Consider the following 18,911-nt stretch of genomic DNA (forward strand, 5'->3'; position numbering starts at 1 on the left):
CGTTGTGCACACGAGGAGACCGACTGCCCGGTACTCCGTCCTCCCCGTGCACAACAGGCACCGTCGGAAGTAACCTTGGACACGGAGTACTCGCGGGAAGGCGGATCATGGCGGACAAGCCGACGAGGGGGGCGCTGGTCAAGGCCCGGCGCAATGAACTGGGACTGTCCCAGAACGAGCTGGCGGGCCTGGTGGGGGTGTCGCGCGGGACCATCCGGAACATCGAGGCCGACCTGGTGGAACCCAACAAGTCCACCTGGGCCTCCCTGGACCGCGTGCTCGGGAGCCTGGCGGACGAGGAGGCGGAGCCCACGGCCGAGGTGGGCGACCGGGTCTCCCACGACGCCTACGGCCAGGGCGTGGTCGTGGCCGCCCGGGGGCAGGGCGAGTCCTCCCGCATCCGTGTGGACTTCGGGGCCCCGCACGGTGAGAAGGACCTGGTGCTCAAGTACGCGCCGGCCGAGATGGGCGAGGACGACCCCTCCGGCGGCGCCGAGTCCCCGGCGCGCGCCCGCCCCGACACCGACCCCTCCTCGGTCCCCGCCGAGATCGCCGAGGTCCTCGTGTCCGGGCCGGTCATCGACTACGAGGTGTTCCACCCCCAGGAGGGCGACGGCATCGCCGTGGTGGCGATGCTGGTCAAGACCACGGACGCCCGCCTGTCGCGGAGGGACCGGCGCTACATCTCCGACGTGTGGGACACCCTGGCGGACTCCCTGCACGCGGACTCCGAGGGCGAAGAGGACGCCGAGCCCGACGCGGCCCCCGCGGACCGGGCCGCCGCGCAGCGGACCGCCGCCGCGCCGGAGACCGCCCGGACCGTCCGGCCCGAGCCCCGCGAGCGCTGACGCCCCGTCCTCAGTCCGCCTCGATCCCGCGGGCGAGCAGGACCGCCTGCTGCTCCTCGTTGAGGAACTCGGCGCCCAGGACGCGCCGCAGGTTCGGCACCAGGTCGAGGTCGTCCAGCGAGGCGACGTCGAACAGGTCGTCCTCCCCGTCCCACACCGGGGCGCACTCCTGGTAGACCTCGTTCCCGCCGTCCAGGCACAGCTCCTCCACCGTGGCGAGGAGGTCGGTACCGATCTCCAGCCGCTCGAAGTACTCCCGTGCCTGCGGCATGACCTTGTACGCCAGGTCGTTCTCGTACGCGTACTTCCACGCGTCGCCGCCGTGGCCCTGCTCCCGGAGGACGTCGGCGATCCGGAACGGGGGCGCCAGCACCTCGTCGGTGTACATGAGCTGCTCGATCACGAGGAGCTTGAAATTGAAGTCCTTGAAGGCGGTCATGCCGCGACCCTAGACCACCCCTGCGACACCCGCCGGACCCGGCTCCCGCAGGTCGCGGCCGGGCGCGCCCGGCCGCCGGCCCGCCGGCGAACGACCCCGGCCGAGGGCGAGAACACCGAAGGCCGGTGCCCCGGGCCCGTGCGCACCCTCCGCGCCCCGGACCCGGACCACCGGCCTTCGCTGCTTCTGCTCCGGCGCACCGACCTGCTCGAACGCGCCGGTTCTGCGGAGGGTATGGGATTTGAACCCATGAAGTCCCGTCAAGGACTTGGTGCTTTTCAAGAGCACTGCACTCGGCCGCTATGCGAACCCTCCCGGGACCCCTTCGGGTCTCCGCGAGTCATCGTAGCCGACGCGCCCCGCCGCCACGCGCCCGCCGGGGAAGTCGCCGCGGGGCGGGTGGCGCACGGGGGTTACTCGCAAGTAACATTCGGCGTATGGCAAACATGAACGCCGAGACGGCGGAGATGGTCAAGTCCGGTTTCCTGGCCGCGGTGCCCTTCGCCCGCACGCTCGGCCTGTCGTTCGAGGAGCTCGACTTCGGCCGGGCCGTGATGACCCTGCCGGACACCCCCGAGCACCACAACCACATCGGCGGCGCGCACGCCGGGGCGATGTTCACCCTGGCCGAGTCCGCCTCCGGCGCCATCATCATCGGCACCTTCGGCGACACCATGGACCGCGCGCTGCCGCTGCCGACCAGGTCCGAGATCCACTTCCTCAAGATGGCCACCGGCGACATGACCGCCGAGGCCGTGCTCGGCCGCCCGCGGAGCGAGATCATCGCCGAGCTCGACGGCGGCCGGCGCCCCGAGTTCCCCATCGACGTGGAGATCCGCATGGCGGACGGCACCGTCACGGGCAGGATGACGATCGTGTGGACCCTCAAGCCGAACCGCAAGTGACTCCCGCCCCAACAGCCACATACCGAACACGATCGGCCCTGGTCGCGCCCGGTTTCACGGGCCCGTCCGGGGCACGTCGATTTGTCGGCACCGATGGGTAGGTTGACCCTGACCACGCCGACGAGGAGGCAGAGACCGTGAAACTGCGTGTGGACCGCGACGCGTTCGCCGAAGCCGTCGCCTGGACGGCCCGCGCCCTGCCGAACCGCCCGGCGGTGCCGGTGCTGGCCGGGATGCGCCTGGAGGTCCCCGACGGCGGCTCCTCCCTCCACCTGTCCGGGTTCGACTACGAGGTCTCGGCGCGCTCCTCCGTCGAGGTGCTCGCGGAGGAGGCCGGGGCGGCGCTGGTCCCCGGACGGCTGCTCGCCGAGATCGTCCGCACCCTGCCCGGCGGCTCCGTGCACATCGACACCGACGGCACCAGGGTGCGGGTCAGCGGCGGCGCGGCGCGGTTCACCCTCATCACGATGCCGCTGGAGGACTACCCCACGCTGCCCGGCATGCCCGAGCGCGTGGGCTCGGTGCCCGCCGACGCCTTCGCGGAGGCGGTCCGGCAGGTCACCCCCGCGGCCAGCCGCGACGACACCCTGCCGATGCTGACCGGCGCCTACCTGGACTTCACGGGCGACACCCTGAGCGTGGTGGCCACGGACCGCTACCGCATCGCGGTGCGCGACCTGTGGTGGAAGCCTCAGGACCCGGGCATCGACACGTCGGCGCTGGTGCCCGCCCGCACCCTGCACGACATGGTGCGGGGCGTCATCGGCGGCTCCAACGTGGAGGTCGCCCTGTCCTCGGGCGCGGCCGGCGGCCTGGCGCCGGGGGAGGGCACGATCGGTTTCGAGAACGGGGACCGGCGCAGCACCACCCGGCTGATCGACAGCGACTTCGTCAAGTACGCCGCCTGGTTCCCCGCGGAGTTCGCGTCCCGGGCCGAGGTGGCGGTGGCCCCGCTGGCGGAGGCGGTGAAGCGGGTGGCGCTGGTGGCCGACCGGCACACCCCGCTCCGTCTGGCCTTCACCGAGGGCGAGGTGTCGCTGGAGGCGGGCTCGGGCGAGGACGCCCAGGCCGTGGAGGCGATCGCCGTGGACTACCAGGGTGACCCGCTGCGGGTGGCGTTCCGCCCCGACTACCTGGTGGACGGCCTGTCGGCGATCGGCACGGACACCGCCCACCTGAACTTCACGGAGCCGACGAAACCCGCCGTGTTCACCGATGTCCCGGCGAAGGAGGGCGACGCCCCCGCTTTCCGGTATCTGGTGCAGCCGTTGCGGGTGTCCTGATCAGCGGATTCGGGTCTTATCCACAGCTTGCCGCCGAGTTATCCACAAGGTTTTCCACAGGATGGCGGCGAACCTGTGGATAACCAGGGGTAATCAGCCCCAGGAGCACCTGAATCACCCTTCGTTCTCGCTCGCATTTCCGCTTTGACGTGCGAGAACGTCGCCAGTGGCGATTCTGTGCACAGCCTGTGGAAAACTTTGTGGAACCGGGCCGTTTCCGACATCGAGAATCATCATAAAGCAGGACAATCTGCCCAATTCTCGTGAACCGGGTGCGGCTACTCGCTCGTGGGCAGAGAGGATGAACCCGCGCCGGTTACGGACGTCTCCAGGCCGAGCTGGGCCTGCCGTCCCCGCTGGTAGCCCGCCCTGGCCCCCGCGGCGCTGTGCGTCCGCTCGGGCCGGTGCTTGCGCAGCTGCGGGAACTGCTTCTGGAACTCCTCCTGGACCCGGTGCACGTCCGCCCTCAGGACCAGCTCGGCGCCCCGCGCGGACGCCACCTCGCCGTCGGGCCCCGCACCCGCGCCGGTCGGCCGCGCCGCCTCCTGGAGGCGGCGGCGGAACTCGCGGATGCGCTCGGCCACCGCCTGCCCGTAGGCGCGCACGAACGACCGGTAGTACCGCTTGCGCTCGGTCTCCAGCTCGGACCGCGTGTAGTTGCGCAGCTCCCGGATGTCGGTCACGTGCCCGGAGCTCATGAACTTGGCCGAGGACTCCATCTGCATGGAGATCGACGGCATGAGCATGCGCAGCGCGTCCAGCGCGCTCACCGTCCCCACCAGGATGAGCACCCGGTCGGTGTTCTCCGAGGAGTTGCCCCGGACCGCCGACTGGCAGCCGTAGGCGGCCGCGATGTCGGCCAGGGCCCGTACCCGGGCCTTGCCGTGGCCGCCCACCCCGGACACGGTGTAGTCCATACGCCCGATCGCGTCGGGCTCCTCACCCCGCTCGACGCGGGCCTCGGCCTCCGCGATCGCGTGGCGGGTCATCAGCTCGGCGGCCTTGGCGGTGAACGCCTGGCTCTCGGCATCAGTGACCGAGGGGTCCTCCGCCATGCGGAGGAGCCCTCGGACCCGCTCGACCATTTTCTGACGAGCAGCTTCAGTCATCGGCGCCCGGTCGCTCCCGTAGGTGTGTTCTCCCTCTTCCGCACCTGGGCGGAAAACACCGAGCCTACTTCTTGTCTCCGAGTACCATCGCGATCACTCCGACGGTCGCCCAGATCGCGAGCGCGGCGAACAGGCCGCCGAACAGGCTCAGCGAGAGGATCCCGTAGCCCACACCGCCCACGACGGCGGGCACGGCCGCGTAGCGGAAGGGGAAGTTGGCCGCGTAGCGGCGGCCCCGCCGGTCGGACTTCTTGCTGATCACACCGCCGACGCCGCCGACGAGGGAGAAGAAGATCACGGCCGCGCCCAGGCCCGACATGACGGCGGGGAGCAGCCCGCCGCCCAGGTTGAGCAGGAAGAAGAGGGCCCCGCCCGCGGCGCCGCCCAGGACGGACGTCGTCCAGGGCCAGATCATCGTCGCCGAGGCGACGGGAGTGAATGCGTTACCGCGCTCCAGCGTCATGTCCACCGCTCCAGTCCGTTCGCGTGACGACCGCTCCGGAACGGGCCGTCTCCACCAGCATGCACTGCCCCGGGCCGCGCGCACATCAGGGCACATCCCTGACTTACCCCGGAGTGCCCGCGCCGCACCCCGCGGGGGCGGTCTGTGGACGGCAGCGGGGAAACGCGCACCACGACGGGTCAACGAACGGGCCCCTCCGGAAGTGCCCGGATCCCGCGGCTCCGCGGATCCCCGCGCCGGAGGGGTTCGGAGGGCCCGCGCGGACCGCCCGGCGACGGGCCCGCGGCCGACCTGAGGGAAACCACAGGTGAACCCGGAGGGGTGCACCCTGGGCGGAAGGGGCACCGCGTTCCTAGCGTTCTTGCATGGCCCTTCCACCCCCCGTCCGCGCTGAACGCCGCGACAGCCCCGCCCGGCGCACCGCCGACACCCGGCCCCTCAGGCTCCTGCGCACCAGGGTCACCGCCCCGCCGCTGCTCGGGGCCTGCGCGCTGCTGCTCCTGTCGGCCCTCCCCGCCGCGGCCGCCGCGGCGCCTCCCGCGGTCGCCTCCGGTCCGCGCACCCCGGATCCCGCGGCCGTCGACGCCCTCGTGGAGGACTACCTGGAGGCGACCGGCCTGCCCGGGGCCGCGGTCGTGGTGACCGAGGGCACCGACATCGTGCACGCGGGCGGGTACGGCACCGCCCCGGACGGCGCCCCGGTGACCGCGGGCACGCCCATGGCCGTGGCGTCGGTCAGCAAGTCGTTCACCGCCCTGGCGGTCCTGCGCCTGGCCGAGGCCGGGGAACTGGACCTGGACGACCCGGTGCGCGAGCACCTGCCCGAGTTCACGATGGCCGACCCCCGCGCGGAGCGGATCACCGTGCGCCACCTGCTCGACCAGACCTCCGGCATGTCCGACACCGAGTTCGCCTCCTACAGCCGCGGCCGGGACACCCTCACCCTGCGCGGGGCCGTGGCCGACCTGCGCGGCGCCGGCCTCGCCGCCGAGCCCGGCACCCGCTGGGAGTACCACAACCCGAACTACCAGGTGGCCGCCCGCCTGGTCGAGGTGGTCGGCGGCCGCCCCTTCGCGGACCACCTGCGCGCGGAGGTGTTCGCCCCGCTCGGCATGGACGACAGCACCACGATCGACACCGACCTGGACCTGCCCGCCGGGGCGCGGGGCCACGTCGTCGTGCTCGGCCTGGCGATCCCCGCGGACGAGCCGCCCGGGTTCGGGAACGGGTCCGGCGGTGTCCTCAGCAGCGCCCGCGACATGGGGGCCTGGCTCATCGCCCACGGCAGCGGGGGCCGCGGACCGGGCGGCGCGGAGACGGGCCTGCTGTCCCCCGAGGGGTTCGAGGCCCTGCACACCCCCTCGGAGGGGTCCGGCTCCTACGCGCTGGGGTGGTCGCTGGGGGAGACCGGCTCGGGTGCACCGGTCGTGGAGCACAGCGGGCAGATCATGACCGCCACCGCCCACCAGGCGCTGCTGCCGGACAGCGGGCACGGCATCGCGGTCATGGCCAACAGCGGCACCGCGGCCGCCGGGGCGGGCTGGCTGGCCGACGCGCTCATCGAACTCGTGGACTCCGGCACCGCCCCGGAACGGCCGGGGGCCGGGGCCGCGGAGCTGCTGTGGCTGGACGCCGCCCTGCTCGCCGGGGCCGCCGCGGCCGTGCCGCTCGGCGTGCGCGGTGTGCGCAGGGCCGACGCCTGGGCGCGCTCGCGCTCGGGCCGGGCGCGCTGGGCGACGGCGGCGCGCCTGCTCCCCTACGCGCTGCCGCCGGCGCTGCTCCTGGGCCTGCACGAGGTGCTCGGGTGGCTGTTCCAGGGCCGGGACATGGCGTGGTTCCAGCCGCCCTACCTGTTCCCCGCGTTCTGGGCGGCGCTGGCCGCCCGGTCCCTGGGCTGCGCCGCGGTGCTCGCGGCCCGCTGCGCCCGCCTCGCGGTGCGGGGGAGTGCGCGCGCCGGCCGCTCCCCGTCCGCGGAGGGGCCGGGGGACGGCGACCGCTGAGCCCCCGGGCGGGCCGGACGGCACCCGGGTGCCGCGGGCCCGCCCGGGGGCTCACTCCCCGCCCGCGGGATCCCCTCTGAGGACCCGCGGCGCCTCCGCGGACCGCCGCAGGTCCGCCAGCAGGCCGGGCCACGCCGTCCGGAACGCGGGGAGCAGCGGCAGCGACTCCGCCGCCGCCACCGGTACCCACCGCACCTCGATGCTCTCGTCGTTGCCGGGCGTGAAGGGGGCCAGGCCCGGCACGCTCAGCAAGAAGGTGTCGTAGCGCCACACCGCCAGGTCGTGCTCGTGCACCCCCACCACCGTGTACCCGCCGAGATCGCCCGCGATCTCCTCGCGGAACTCCCGGACCGCGGCCTCCAGCGGTGTCTCGTCGCGGTTGCGCGCGCCGCCGGGGATGCCCCACATGCCGCCCATGTGAGTCCACTCGGCGCGGTGTTGCAGCAGGACATGTCCGGTTCCGGCCATGTCGACCCCGTACAACAACAGCCCCGCGGCCCCGTAGACTCCCCAGCGCCTGGACCCGTCCGGCAGGTGCACCCAGCCGTTGCCGTCGCCGTCCTCCATCAAGCCCTCCTGACTCCCGCGCGTCGGCCCCCGCGCGCCGGCCGCCGCCCGTGGCCGGAGCACCCGGACGCGACGGAGACCGGACGCGGTCCGCCGCGCCCCTCCACAGCCCTCTACCCTTCAAGAACCCATGGCCCGCTCGACGACTTCCGCCGCCCTCCTGCCCGTGTACGCTCTCGGCCTGGCCGCACGCTACTGGGTCCCTCTCCTGTGCGTCCACACGGTCGGCATGCTGGTGCACGCCCTGCTGATGCGCGGCCTGGTCCGGCTGGCCGACGTCGAGCAGACGCTCTCCACGGCGGGCCTGGGGCTGACCCTCCTGGTCACCCTGGTCACGTTCGTGGTCATGTTCCAGCTCCTGCGGCCCGGACTGCCCACCATCGACGCCGAGCTGAGCTCGGAGGTGGTCCGCAGGGACGGGAAGCGCGGGTTCGCCGAGCGCGAGCGCCGCGTGGTGGACGGGGTCGCCCTGGCGATCCTGCCGTTCCTCCTGTTCTACGCCGCCTGGGGGCTGATCCGCGAGCAGTACGACCTGTACAGCATCGCCCTGATCAACAGCGGCGGCCTGGAGGCCTTCGAAGCGCCCCTCAAGGTGCCCTGGTACGGACTGCCCCTCATCGTCGCCGTCTCCGCGTGGCTGCTGCGCAAGCTCACCTCGCACTTCTACCGCAAGCGCCACAGCGCCGTCCTGGGCGTGCTCACCGCCCTGTTCGAAGGCGTGTGGGTGTTCATGTTCCTGTTCTCCCTGGGCCTGGCGATCACCCAGGCGGAGACCTGGCTGACCGGCCGGGTCTTCTGGGTGGACATCCGGACCGGGGTCACGGGCCTGGTGGACGGCGCCGGCGCGCTGGTCGGCCTGCCCGACCTCCACGCGCAGGCGCAGGTGTGGTGGGCCGGGGTGTGGAAGGCGTTCTCGACGGGCTTCGTGGGCCCGCTGCTGTGGCTGACGATCGCCGCGGTGGTCTACCGCGCCCAGGTCGGCGACCACGACTCCGTGTTCGAGGCCCGCCGGGAGCGGGACGGCTTCGACCGGGCGGTCAACCGGGTGGCGGGCGCCGGCCGCTTCTTCGACCGGTTCGTCGGCGGCGACCTCAGGGACCAGGTCTACCCGTGCCTGAACGCGCTGCGCTTCGTCCTGCGCGTGGGACCGGTGTTCTACCTGTCGTACTCCCTGTGCTTCGTGCTGCTGGAGGTCGCGTTCACGCGGCTGCACCGGCTGGTGTTCGTCCTGGGCGGCCCCGGCCCGCTGCACGCCCAGTGGTGGCCGTGGCTCCAGCCCATCGACTTCGCGGTGGACTCCCTGCACATGCTGCTGCGGGTGTGCCTGCTGGCGGCGGCCTTCGAGATCGCGCTGCGCAAGGCCGAGGAGGACAGCGTGGGCCGCCGGGTGCGCCGGACGGCGAGGCACGTGTCCCCGCACGGCTCCCGCCACGCCCGCTGACCCGGGGCCGCGGCCGTGGGCCCGGGGCTACTCCAGGACCTCGGCCTCGAACACCAGCGCCTCGGGCCGGGGCCGCTCGGGGTCGTCGGAGGTGTCGACGGTGACCTCGTAGCGGAGCCCCTCGACCGCGTCGGCGGGCACCAGGAACGACAGGATGATCGACTGCTCCCGGCCGGGGGCGACCGTCTCGCCCTCGGCGGTGGTGCAGCCGTAGGCCCCGTCGCCCGCCTCCTCGCCGAAATCGCGCAGGGAGAACAGGTGCGTGCGCTCCCAGGAGCGCCCCCGGTCGTCCACGGCCCGGAACGCGCAGCTGTGCCGCAGCAGCTCGGCGGCCCCCTCGTCGCCGGGGGTGACCCGAAAGCCCACGTCGAGGATCTCCAGACCCTCGGGCGGGGGCTCGGAGGAGCCCAGGAAACCGGTGATGTAGCCGGTGACCCGCCACTCGCTGCCCGCCAGGACGGCGGTCTCGCCGACGGCCACCGGCCGCGGCTCGGGCGGGATCAGCCCGGCCTCCCTCCCGTCGCCGACCTCGGTCATGTAGGGCCACACCAGCATCAGCGGGAACAGCAGCGCCAGCACCACCGCGTAGGGCAGGTGCAGGCGCTTCCAGAGCGGTCGGCCGTGCCGGACGGCCTTGCCCCGGGCCCCGGTGAGCGGGGGCGCCCACACCGCGGGAGGGCCGCCGGCGGACGGGTGCGGGGGAGCGGGCTCCGCGAAACCGGGTCCGCCCCGCCCCGGACGGCCTCCGGGGACCCCGGGCCCGGGAGGAGGTCCCGCGTACGCCGGGGAGGCCGGCGGCGCGCCGGGGAGCGGTCCCGGGCCCCGGGAGCGGTCGGACGGACCGCGGTCCGCGCGCCTGGGGCGCGGGTTCCCGCCGCGCGGGTCCTGCGCGGGATACGCCCCGGGGCGGCGTCCGTCCCCGGGTTCCCGGGCGCCGGTCCGGGGACCCGGGGACGCCGGGCCGCGGCCGGGGGAGGCCGGTCCCGCGGACTCCGGTGCTCCGGAGCCGTCCCGGGGGGTCCGGTGCCGTCCGCGCGGACCCTGCGGAGGGTACGCCCCGGAGGGCCGGCCCGTTCCGGGCCGCTCCGCCGGGCCGCCCACGGGTCCGGGAACAGGGCCGGGAACAGGGCGGGGACCGGCGAGCGGCGGCCCGCCCACGGGCCCCCGCGGGTCCTGGGGCGGATACGGACGCCTCCGGGGGAAGCCCCCGTCGGCCTCTGCGGGCCGATCCACCGGTTCCGGACGCCTGCGCACCGGGCGGCGGGGGATCCGCGGGTCCGGCCGACCGGGGCCCGGGTCGCCCGCCGTGCCGGGGCGGTCCGCGGGGTACCCGCCGTAGCCGTCGGGCCGCCCCGCCGGGGGAGGCCCGGCCGGCGGACCGGGCATGCGGTACGGGGAGGCGGGGGGCTCTCCGCCGCCGGGACTCCCGCCTGCGCGCGGAGCGTCGCCGCGACGGGGGTCCCGGGGGTCCCCGGGCTCATTCGGACGCATCCGACGCCTCCCCCATGTCGATCTCGGGCTCGGTCAGGACCACCGCGTCGGGGCCCGGTTCGGCTGCGACCCCGCCCAGGTCGATCTCCACCCGCGAGGACAGCCGCTGCTCGTAGCCGGGCCGGTGCGTGAGCACCAGTGTCGGACCGTCCAGGCGCTCGGCGGGAACCTCGAAGACGAACGCGCCGCGCTGGGGGATCGCGGGGGAGAAGGTCGCCCGCTCCAGCGACGCCCGGAACCAGCCCCGTTCCCCGTAGACCACACCGTCGGCCATCCGCAGTTCCGCCGGGATCCCGTGCACGGTGTTCTCCAGGGCGGTCACCCGGGTCCAGACCACCACCCACACCCCGTTGGCGGCGACCCTCTCGGCGTCGCCGATGGAGCTGCCGGTCACCTCGATCTCCGAGGCGACGTCGACCCGGTCCACCTCGGCCTCGAACGCGCGCGTGGCCACCACCGCGCCCTGCGCGCCGGCGGTCGCGATGGGACCGGTCCGCGCCTCCCCGGAGACGATGAAGCGCTGGGCGGTGAAGATCGCCGCGGTCAGCCCGACGCACAGCACGAAGGCCAGGAGACGGCGGCCGGGGGCGGACCGGGAGCGCACGGTCATCCCTCCCCGAGCGGCAGGTCGACCGTGCCGACGGTGGAACCGGCGACCGATGTCCAGAAGAACCCGGCGCCGCCGGTCGTGGTGAGCTTCTCGGTCTGGTGCACGGTGATCCGGACCGTGTCCACCTCGTCGGGGGAGACGCCCTCCGGCAGCGGCCAGGAGAGGAGCGCCTCCTCGGGCATGTGCGGCTGCAGACGTGTGGTGGCGCCCTCGGGGTGGCGGGTCAGGGTGAGGTCGGGGTGCTTCACCCGGTGGTCGCCGGGCAGCAGGCGCACGTCCATGGTCGATCCGATGTCGAACACCGGCACCGGGAGGTCGGAGCCGTGCAGCTCCACGTCAGCGAGCACCCGGACCACGGCCCCCTCCACGTCGTCCGAGGCCGGCCCCGCCTCGTGCGGGGTGATCCGGTACAGGACGTTGCGCAGTTCGGTGCCGGGCGGCCGGGGCTCGGGCGACGCCGCCGCGAGCCCGCCGGTCAGGTACAGGCCCAGCACGGCGACGGCCGCGACCGCGGCTCCGACGGAGAGGATCGCGGCACGCAGAACACGGTCGCCGGGCAGGAAGGGGAGGGGGCGACCGGGGGTTTCGTCCGGACGGGCGTGATGGACCACGGGCCGCAGTGTAGGTGCAAAAGCCTCCGACGTGCAGCGAACGGCCGGAAGAGGTCACAACGGTCACCCGAGGCCGCTCCGCCCCCGGACGGCCCTGCTCCGTCGGGACGGCTCCGCCGCCGCTTCCGGAGGGTCCGGACCGGCCCCCGCGGGAAGAGTGATTTCGCCGACGTGAATGGCATGAGGATTACCGTTTGTCCTATCCTGGCCAGGGTATCGGGAAAGACGAATGCGTCACCCTTGGTGCGGGCCTATTCCGCTCCGTGTCGTTCCCGGCCGCTATTCCCGGACCGCGGGCCGGGAGGACGCCCGGGGGAAACCGCGCACCCGCCGCGACAGGGGCGTTCCCGCGGCGGTGATCGGGGCGCGCGGCCGGACCCGGGGCGGGTCCCGCGGGGTTGTAAGTGGACTGAAAGCGGCCTGGAAGAGGATCTCTCTAGTGTCGAGGGCGTTCGACACGATCGGTCGCCGCGAGAGGACGGCTCGCGAACCTCCCGACCGGATCGTCGTTCGTTGGACACATGCCACCCGTGGCGTTCCCTGAGGCGGAGTCCGCCACGGGTGGCCCGTCCGCCCGAAGGCGGTGAAGTCCGTGATGGTTCGCAGGCGACGTAGGGCCACACTGCGGCTCTATGCGAGTGCGGTGAGACGAGGATTGCGAGTCCCCCAGATGCTGACTCTCGACGACCGGTTCGAGGCGCTCGTCGCCGACGCGGTGCCCCAGGCCAAGATGCGGCCGTTCCAGGAGCCCGACCCGGAGGTGCCGGCCCCCGCCGGCGAGCCGGTCGAGCCCCCGGCCGAAGAGGTCCCGAAGGAAGAAGAGAAGTAACGACCTGAAGTAATCGAAAGGTCACTCCGAGTATCTGTTATAGAGGGGGAGATACTCGGAGCCTTTCGCATGTGCGGATTCCGGCTGTGCGCAATTCACCTTGCTAGGGTTGCTCCTTGTGGAATTCGGTGTGCTCGGCCCCATTGCCGCCTGGTCCGGCGGGCGTCCGGTTTCGATCGGCGGACCGCGCCAGCGCTGTGTGCTCGGCGCACTTCTGGTGGACCTCGGCCGCGAGGTCACCGTCGACCGGCTCATCAGCTACCTGTGGAGCGACGACCCGCCCCGCACCGCGCGCTCGGTCATCCAGGTCCAGGTCTCCCACCTGCGCCGCCTCCTCCCCGACCGCATCTCCACCACGGCCGGCGGCTACGTCCTCGACGTCGACCCGGACAGCGTCGACCTGCACAGGTTCCGGCGCATGCGCGACGAGGCGGCCCGCGCCGAACCCGAGGACGCACTGCCCCTCCTCGAAGCCGCGCTCTCCTGCTGGCGCGGGGTCCCGTTCTCGGGGGTCGGCTCGCAGGCCCTGGAGCACACCGTGGTCGCGCCGCTGCGCGAGGAGCGCTGGGCGGCCGTCATCGCCTGGGCGACCTGCGCCCTGGAACTGGGCAGGTACGACGGGGTCGTCTCCCGCCTGACCCCGCTCGCCGGGGAGGAGCCGTTCCGTGAGCGCCTGCACCACCTGCTCATCACCGCCCTGTGGAGGGCCAACGAAAAGGCCAGGGCGCTGTCCGCCTACGAGGACTTCCGGGCGCGGCTGGCGGACGAGCTGGGCGTCGACCCGGGCCCCGAGCTGGTCGCCCTGCACGCCCGCATCCTTCAGGAGGACGCGGACCAGCAGGTCCGCGGGGCCCCCACGGAACAAACGGAACCGGAGGTCCGCTACCGGGTCCGCAACGACCTCCCGAGAGACCTCCCCGACTTCACCGGACGCCGTGACTCCCTGCGCCGCCTGGAAGAAGTGTCCCAGTCCTACGAGGGCAGGGCCGAGGTCTGCGTCATCACCGGCCCCGGCGGCGAGGGCAAGACCACCACGGCGGTGCGTTTCGGTTACGAATCGGCCAAACGTTATCCCGACGGTCAGCTCTTCATCGACCTGTACGGCTACACCGCCGGCAAGGAGCCCCTGGACGCGTCGTCCGCGCTCGGCTCCCTCCTGCGCGCGGTGGGCGTGGCCCCCGAGTCGGTCCCCGAGACCCTGGAGGAGCGGGCCGCCCAGTGGCGCGCCACCCTCATGGGCCGCAGGACCCTGCTCATCCTGGACAACGCCGTCAGCTACGCGCAGGTCAGCCCGCTGCTGTTGTCCTCCCCGGGGTCGCTGACCCTCGTCACCAGCCGAAACGAGCTCTCCGGACTGAGCGGGGCGCGCTTCCTCTCGCTGGGGATGTTCGACGAGGAATCCTCCCTGGAACTCTTCTCGCGGGTACTGGGGGAGGAGCGCGTCGAGCGGGAGAAGGACGTGGCCCGGGAGATCGCCCGCATCTGCGGCGGGCTCCCCCTGGCCCTGCGCGTGATCGCCGGCCGCATGCTCAGCCGCCCCAGGTGGACCTTCGAGCACGTGGTGCGCCGGCTCACCGAGCAGAACCGGAAGTTCCGCGAACTCCAGGTCGACGGGCAGAGCGTCGAGACCGCGATCGACCTCTCCTACCGCAGCCTCACCGAGGCGCAGCGCCACGCCTTCCTGACGCTGGGGCTGATGATCGGCAACGTCATCGACCTGGCGGGCGGCGCCGCACTGCTGGAGGGCCCCGCGGAGGAGTCCGACGACATCCTCCAGGAGCTGGTCGGGGTCTGCCTGCTCGACGAGCCCCAGGGCGACGTGTACCGCATGCACGACCTCATCCGCGAGTTCGCGCGCAACCGGGCGGTCGCCGAGTTCGGAGGCGACCGGGTGGAGCGGATCCGCACGCGGCTGGCCGAGCACTACCTGGCGACCGCCCAGCACGCCGCCGAACTCCTGGGGCCCCGCGCCGTCGAGGACGAGGAGAGGCTCAAACTGGGCTACCGGACCGAGCTGCTGAGCAGGTCGGACGCCGAGGCCTGGTTCGACCGGCACCGCGACAGCCTGGCGGACACCATCGACCACTTCGCCTCGCTCGACAAGGGCGAGTACGCGTGGCGCATGGCCGACTCGGTGTGGCGCTTCTACGCCCTCCACGGGAAGATGAGCCTGCTCGTCAGCTCCCAGGAACGGGCCCTGCGGATCAGCGACCGGCAGGGGAACCTCCGGGGCCGCGCCGTCACCCTCATCGGCCTGGGCATCGGACACTACTTCTCCGGCCGCTTCGACGACGCCCTGCGGATGCTCGTCGAGGCCCGCGACCTGCTCACCCGGCTGGGCGACGACCGCGGCATCATCCGCGTCCTGGCCAACCTCGGCATGGTCTACGAGAGGGTCGGGAGGCTGCGGGAGTCGGCCGAGGCCATCCAGGGGGTGATCGACTACGCGGTGTCCCTGGGAGACCGCAGGATCGAGGCCATCCAGTGGGGCAACCTGGCGGTGGCCCGGCAGAGCCTGGGCCAGTACCGTGAGGCCCTGCACTGCGCGGAGCAGGCGCTGGCCAAGAACTCCGCGGAGGACCACCAGGAGTCGACCGCCCTGGTCAAGCGGGTCATGGGGGAGGCCAAGGTCGGGCTGGGCGACGTGGACGGGGCCCTGCGCGACCTGGACGAGGCGCTGGGGCTGTCCCGCCGGCTGGGGCTGGTCGGCGACCAGATCTACATCCACAACTCGCTCGGCGTCGCCTACCGTGCCGCCGGTCGCCCGGACGAGGCCGTCGAGGCCCACCGGGCCGCCCTGGCGCTGGCGGAGGAGTCCGGTGACCGCAGCGGCGACGCCGAGATCCTCACCGACCTGGGGATCACCCGGTCCGGCGCCGGGCACTACGAGGAGGCCGCGGTCGCCCTGGAGAGGGCCCACGCCGTCGCCCTGGAGCGCGACGAGCGCTACACCGCCGCCCGCGCCTGCCTGGCCCTGGGCACCCTGCCCGCGCCCACGGTCGCCGCCGACCGGGCCGAACGGCTCCTGCGCACGGCGGTGGACGTCCTCACCGAGGTCGGATCGCCCGACGCCGAACGGGCCCGCGCGGCCCTGGCCGACCGCTTCGGCGGCTGAACCGCACCGGGTCCCCCCGGCGCATGGACCACAGGCACAGGGTGGCGGGCAGAACCCGCACCGGTCGCGGCACCAGCGGGTAGACGGTCCGGGTGAGGGCCAGCACCCCGTCGAACAGCCGCTGCCTGCCCGGTGACCAGGGCAGGCCGAACCCCTCGCGCAGCTCCTCCGGGAGCAGGCCCGCGGTGAGCAGCCGCTGGAGGGGCATCAGCGCCCGCAGCACCGGCTGGCGCGGGTGGAGCAGGCGGCGGGTGATGTCGCGGGCCTCGGGATTCACCTCCAGCCGGTCCACCGCCTCCTTCCAGTAGGCGTCGAACGCCTCCGGCGAGTCCGGCCAGGCCTCGGCGGGCAGCCCCAGGGCGGTGCCGAACACCGACGCCTCCCGCAGGAAGAGCGCGTACTCGTCGGCGTCGCGGAAACCGCCGGACACCAGGGTGTGCACGCGGGCGGCGTTGTGGCAGAGGGTGGCGGCCACCCACAGCAGGAGGTCGTCGTCCAGGGCGCGGTAGCCGGGGCCCTCGACCTTCTTGTGCATCGCCCGGACGACGGCGTGCAGGCGCTCGCGCTCGGCGTCGGTGCCGTAGACCGTGCCGTAGACGTAGGCGAGGGTGCCGAAGAGGCGGGCGAAGGGGCGCTTCTCGAAGTCGCTGTGGTGGGACACCCCGAGGGCGACGGCGGGATGGGCGATCTGGAGCAGCACGGCGTAGCCGGCCCCGCCCAGCAGGCAGGACTCGGCCGTGATACGCCGAAGCGGCGATTCGTCTGACCAGGGGACCATGTCCTGGATCGTAAGAGACGGGCCGCACCTCTCCGGTGTGGAACGCGCCGTGTCCTCCCCCGAGCGGGTACCGCCGCCGCGGCGGCGACACCGCCCCGTCGCGGCCTCCGGGCGGTGCCGGCCGAGCCCGGGGCGGTGACCGTGTTCTCGCTCACCCGCGTGCGTGTCCCGCCCGACGGGGGATCCCGTGAGGCGGTGGCGGGCCGGGGCGGCCCGGGGGTGCGCGGTGCCGCGCAGGGTGAAGGGACCGGCGGGGCCCGGACGACCGGCGAAGGCCCGACCGGTCGTACCAGGGACGCCGCTCCCGGTCGGCCACGGGACGTCCCGCACGGGACCGCCGGGGCGCACCGAGGTCGGGTAAGGGAAATATGTCCATGTGGTGAGGTCCAGTGGATCGGCCTCCCCGACCCGGATTGGTCCAGTCCGCCCGCCGGGCGTACCGCCGCCCGACGTGACCCGCATCACCCCTGCTCCCGCTCCTGGGGAGCACCCCCTCCCCACCCGTACCAGTGGCCCGACCGCACACGAGTGGTCCTCGACGCGGTCCGGTCCCGCGCCCGACGGCGCCGCCACCAGGCCCTTGCACTCCTTGTCACGGCCTGCTTACGGTCTTTCGCAACGGGCGGGAAACTCCGGTGCACAGGGGTTTCCGGGACTTCACCGTCCGGTGTCCGGGGCCCATCCGAACCCCGAGCACCCGGCCCGCGCCCTGGACCGGAGACGGTCCGGGTCATCCCGCTACGAGTACCCCGGCGTGCCCCCGCACGACCGTGGACCATGACCCACACGGAAGGGCCCCGCATGCAGACCCCCAAGGCCGACACGCCCCGCAGGAACCGCAGGCTCCGCGCCGCCACGGCGCTCGCCGCCGCCACCACGCTCTTCTTCGGCCTGATGCCGATGGGCACCGCCAATGCCCACGGCTACATCTCCAACCCGCCGAGCCGCCAGGCGCAGTGCGCCGCCGGCGTCGTCGAGTGCGGCCCCATTCAGTGGGAGCCCCAGAGCGTCGAGGGCCCCAAGGGCCTCACCAGCTGCTCCGGCGGCAACCAGCAGTTCTCGGAGCTGGACGACGACAGCCGCGGCTGGCAGCGGACCGACGTCGGCACCTCCCAGGAGTTCACCTGGACCATCACCGCGAACCACCGCACCTCCACCTGGGAGTACTACATCGGCGGCCAGCAGATCGCGGTGTTCGACGACGGCGGGGCGCAGCCGCCCTCGACCTTCTCCCACACCCTCGACCTGTCCGGCTACAACGGCCCGCAGAAGATCCTCGCGGTGTGGAACGTCTACGACACGGCCAACGCCTTCTACGCCTGCATCGACGTCAACGTCCGCGGCTGACCCCGGCCGCACCTCCCGTGCGGCCCCCGGCCCGGATCCGCACCCGGGCCGGGGGCCGCGGCACGTGCGCGTGACCGGCGCGGAGGGAGGGGCCCCGTTCCCGGTACGGGCGGCGGCCCCGGCCCCGCCGGACACCCGGGGAGGGGGAGGCCCCGCGTGCGCGGCTACACTGCGGGCGGAACCGGGCGCTCCCGCCGGTGCCTCGACCTCCGAGAAGGGTGGCACGTACCCATGGGCTTCTTCGACGGCATGCGCAAGCCCCCGGTACCGGCCCGGCCGATGGACCGGCCCACCGCCGACGAGGCGCTCGGCCTCATCCGCGCCCAGCGCAAGATCGAGGCCATCAAGCTGATCCGCGAGCGCACCGGCATGGGCCTGGCCGAGGCCAAGCACGCCGCCGACGCGCTGGAGGCGGGCGGCCACGTCCCCATCCAGCCCACCCCCGGCCACACCCTCGCCGACCGGGTGCGCGAACTGCTCGCCCGGGATCGCGTCGCCGAGGCCGTCGTCCTGGTCTCCCGCGAGACCGGCATGACCGAGGACGAGTCCGCGCGCTTCGTCACCAGCCTGGACCGCTGACCCGCGGGACGGCCCGCGGCCCTCGGATCAGCGGCGCGGGCGGGCCCTGGCCAGCGGCGGGCGCATCGCCGCCCCTGCCACCGCTCCGTCCGCCGCGACGATGTGCGGTCCCCGCACCGCGCAGGAGGCCGGGTCGGCCGTCTCCGCGGCGGTCTGCGCCGCCCCGGTGCCCCGTCCCCCGCGAACCGGACGGCCGGCGCCATCACCGGGGTCGCCGGGCCGATACGTCCCGGCAGCACGGCCGGCCGGCGCGACCCTGGCCCGGGTCGCGCCCCCCTACAACCGCAAGACCAGCAGCACCGCACCCCCGTAGACCGGCGCGCACAGCGCGATGTTCACGGCGAACCCGGCCCCGGGCTCGGCGAGCCCTCGCAGCCCCAGGGCCCGGTTCCACCGCCTCGGCGCCGCTCCCCACCGGCCACGGCACGCACGCCGCCTTCAGGACCGCCGACGGCCCCTACGCGCGCCCCGCGCACTCGCTCCCGCGACTGCCCGT

The 18,911-nt window shown here is 73.7% G+C and carries 17 protein-coding genes and 1 tRNA gene; 9 read left to right on the plus strand and 9 right to left on the minus strand.

Features of this window, described 5'->3' with window-relative positions:
• Positions 1-107: 107 nt before the first annotated feature.
• Complete coding sequence (locus BUE45_RS23640; protein ID WP_073381773.1) at positions 108-848, plus strand: helix-turn-helix domain-containing protein; 741 nt, start codon at positions 108-110, stop codon at positions 846-848.
• 10 nt (positions 849-858) lie between these two features.
• Here the strand turns inward: BUE45_RS23640 and BUE45_RS23645 are convergent, their stop codons facing one another.
• Both BUE45_RS23645 and BUE45_RS23650 read right to left on the minus strand, forming a co-directional pair.
• Positions 859-1,287: a DUF6892 domain-containing protein gene (locus BUE45_RS23645; protein WP_073381775.1), complete on the minus strand. Its 429-nt coding sequence runs from the start codon at positions 1,285-1,287 to the stop codon at positions 859-861.
• A 226-nt stretch (positions 1,288-1,513) separates the two neighbouring features.
• Positions 1,514-1,602 (minus strand) — tRNA-Ser (locus BUE45_RS23650).
• A 122-nt stretch (positions 1,603-1,724) separates the two neighbouring features.
• Between BUE45_RS23650 and BUE45_RS23655 the strand changes: the two genes are divergently transcribed.
• Entirely contained in the window at positions 1,725-2,192 is a 468-nt protein-coding gene (locus BUE45_RS23655; RefSeq protein ID WP_073381777.1) for a DUF4442 domain-containing protein, read from the plus strand.
• A 137-nt stretch (positions 2,193-2,329) separates the two neighbouring features.
• Positions 2,330-3,475, plus strand: coding sequence for a DNA polymerase III subunit beta (gene dnaN, locus BUE45_RS23660; protein WP_073381779.1), 1,146 nt, complete (start codon positions 2,330-2,332; stop codon positions 3,473-3,475).
• A gap of 278 nt (positions 3,476-3,753) precedes the next feature.
• Here the strand turns inward: dnaN and BUE45_RS23665 are convergent, their stop codons facing one another.
• Together BUE45_RS23665 and BUE45_RS23670 are read right to left on the minus strand one after the other, a co-directional pair.
• Positions 3,754-4,560: a DUF2786 domain-containing protein gene (locus BUE45_RS23665; RefSeq protein ID WP_073381781.1), complete on the minus strand. Its 807-nt coding sequence runs from the start codon at positions 4,558-4,560 to the stop codon at positions 3,754-3,756.
• Between the two features lie 88 nt (positions 4,561-4,648).
• Positions 4,649-5,047 (minus strand): hypothetical protein, encoded by a 399-nt coding sequence (locus tag BUE45_RS23670; RefSeq protein ID WP_073381783.1) that lies wholly within the window; start codon positions 5,045-5,047, stop codon positions 4,649-4,651.
• Between the two features lie 365 nt (positions 5,048-5,412).
• Here BUE45_RS23670 and BUE45_RS23675 point away from each other — a divergent pair, with 365 nt between their 5' ends.
• Positions 5,413-7,047 (plus strand): serine hydrolase domain-containing protein, encoded by a 1,635-nt coding sequence (locus BUE45_RS23675; RefSeq protein WP_084737737.1) that lies wholly within the window; start codon positions 5,413-5,415, stop codon positions 7,045-7,047.
• Positions 7,048-7,098: 51 nt separating this feature from the next.
• Here the strand turns inward: BUE45_RS23675 and BUE45_RS23680 are convergent, their stop codons facing one another.
• On the minus strand, positions 7,099-7,614 hold the full coding sequence (locus tag BUE45_RS23680) for an NUDIX hydrolase (protein ID WP_073381784.1): 516 nt from the start codon (positions 7,612-7,614) through the stop codon (positions 7,099-7,101).
• A 130-nt stretch (positions 7,615-7,744) separates the two neighbouring features.
• On the opposite strand from BUE45_RS23680, the gene BUE45_RS23685 reads away from it, so the two are divergent.
• Positions 7,745-9,055, plus strand: coding sequence for a hypothetical protein (locus BUE45_RS23685; RefSeq protein WP_073381786.1), 1,311 nt, complete (start codon positions 7,745-7,747; stop codon positions 9,053-9,055).
• A 27-nt stretch (positions 9,056-9,082) separates the two neighbouring features.
• Here the strand turns inward: BUE45_RS23685 and BUE45_RS23690 are convergent, their stop codons facing one another.
• The 3 genes from BUE45_RS23690 to BUE45_RS23700 all read right to left on the minus strand — a co-directional run bounded on the left by BUE45_RS23690 (position 9,083) and on the right by BUE45_RS23700 (position 11,767).
• Complete coding sequence (locus BUE45_RS23690; protein WP_245833430.1) at positions 9,083-9,724, minus strand: hypothetical protein; 642 nt, start codon at positions 9,722-9,724, stop codon at positions 9,083-9,085.
• A gap of 808 nt (positions 9,725-10,532) precedes the next feature.
• Positions 10,533-11,156 (minus strand): hypothetical protein, encoded by a 624-nt coding sequence (locus tag BUE45_RS23695; protein WP_073381787.1) that lies wholly within the window; start codon positions 11,154-11,156, stop codon positions 10,533-10,535.
• A complete protein-coding gene (locus BUE45_RS23700; protein WP_084737739.1) occupies positions 11,153-11,767 on the minus strand; it encodes a hypothetical protein in 615 nt (204 codons plus the stop codon). Before BUE45_RS23700 ends, BUE45_RS23695 begins: the two co-directional genes overlap by 4 nt.
• A 670-nt stretch (positions 11,768-12,437) precedes the next feature.
• Here BUE45_RS23700 and BUE45_RS32695 point away from each other — a divergent pair.
• Together BUE45_RS32695 and BUE45_RS23705 are read left to right on the plus strand one after the other, a co-directional pair.
• Positions 12,438-12,596: a hypothetical protein gene (locus BUE45_RS32695; RefSeq protein ID WP_178378631.1), complete on the plus strand. Its 159-nt coding sequence runs from the start codon at positions 12,438-12,440 to the stop codon at positions 12,594-12,596.
• Positions 12,597-12,795: 199 nt separating this feature from the next.
• Positions 12,796-15,711, plus strand: a complete 2,916-nt coding sequence (locus tag BUE45_RS23705; protein WP_245833438.1) for an AfsR/SARP family transcriptional regulator — start codon at positions 12,796-12,798, stop codon at positions 15,709-15,711.
• Here the strand turns inward: BUE45_RS23705 and BUE45_RS23710 are convergent.
• Positions 15,644-16,489: an oxygenase MpaB family protein gene (locus BUE45_RS23710; RefSeq protein WP_073381790.1), complete on the minus strand. Its 846-nt coding sequence runs from the start codon at positions 16,487-16,489 to the stop codon at positions 15,644-15,646. The two genes, BUE45_RS23705 and BUE45_RS23710, sit on opposite strands and share 68 nt — an antisense overlap.
• Positions 16,490-17,290: 801 nt before the next feature.
• On the opposite strand from BUE45_RS23710, the gene BUE45_RS23715 reads away from it, so the two are divergent.
• Both BUE45_RS23715 and BUE45_RS23720 read left to right on the plus strand, forming a co-directional pair.
• On the plus strand, positions 17,291-17,836 hold the full coding sequence (locus tag BUE45_RS23715) for a lytic polysaccharide monooxygenase auxiliary activity family 9 protein (RefSeq protein ID WP_073381792.1): 546 nt from the start codon (positions 17,291-17,293) through the stop codon (positions 17,834-17,836).
• A gap of 231 nt (positions 17,837-18,067) precedes the next feature.
• Positions 18,068-18,415, plus strand: a complete 348-nt coding sequence (locus BUE45_RS23720) for a ribosomal protein L7/L12 (protein ID WP_073381794.1) — start codon at positions 18,068-18,070, stop codon at positions 18,413-18,415.
• Positions 18,416-18,911 lie beyond the last annotated feature (496 nt).

Source organism: Nocardiopsis flavescens, assembly GCF_900141985.1.
Lineage (GTDB): Bacteria > Actinomycetota > Actinomycetes > Streptosporangiales > Streptosporangiaceae > Nocardiopsis > Nocardiopsis flavescens.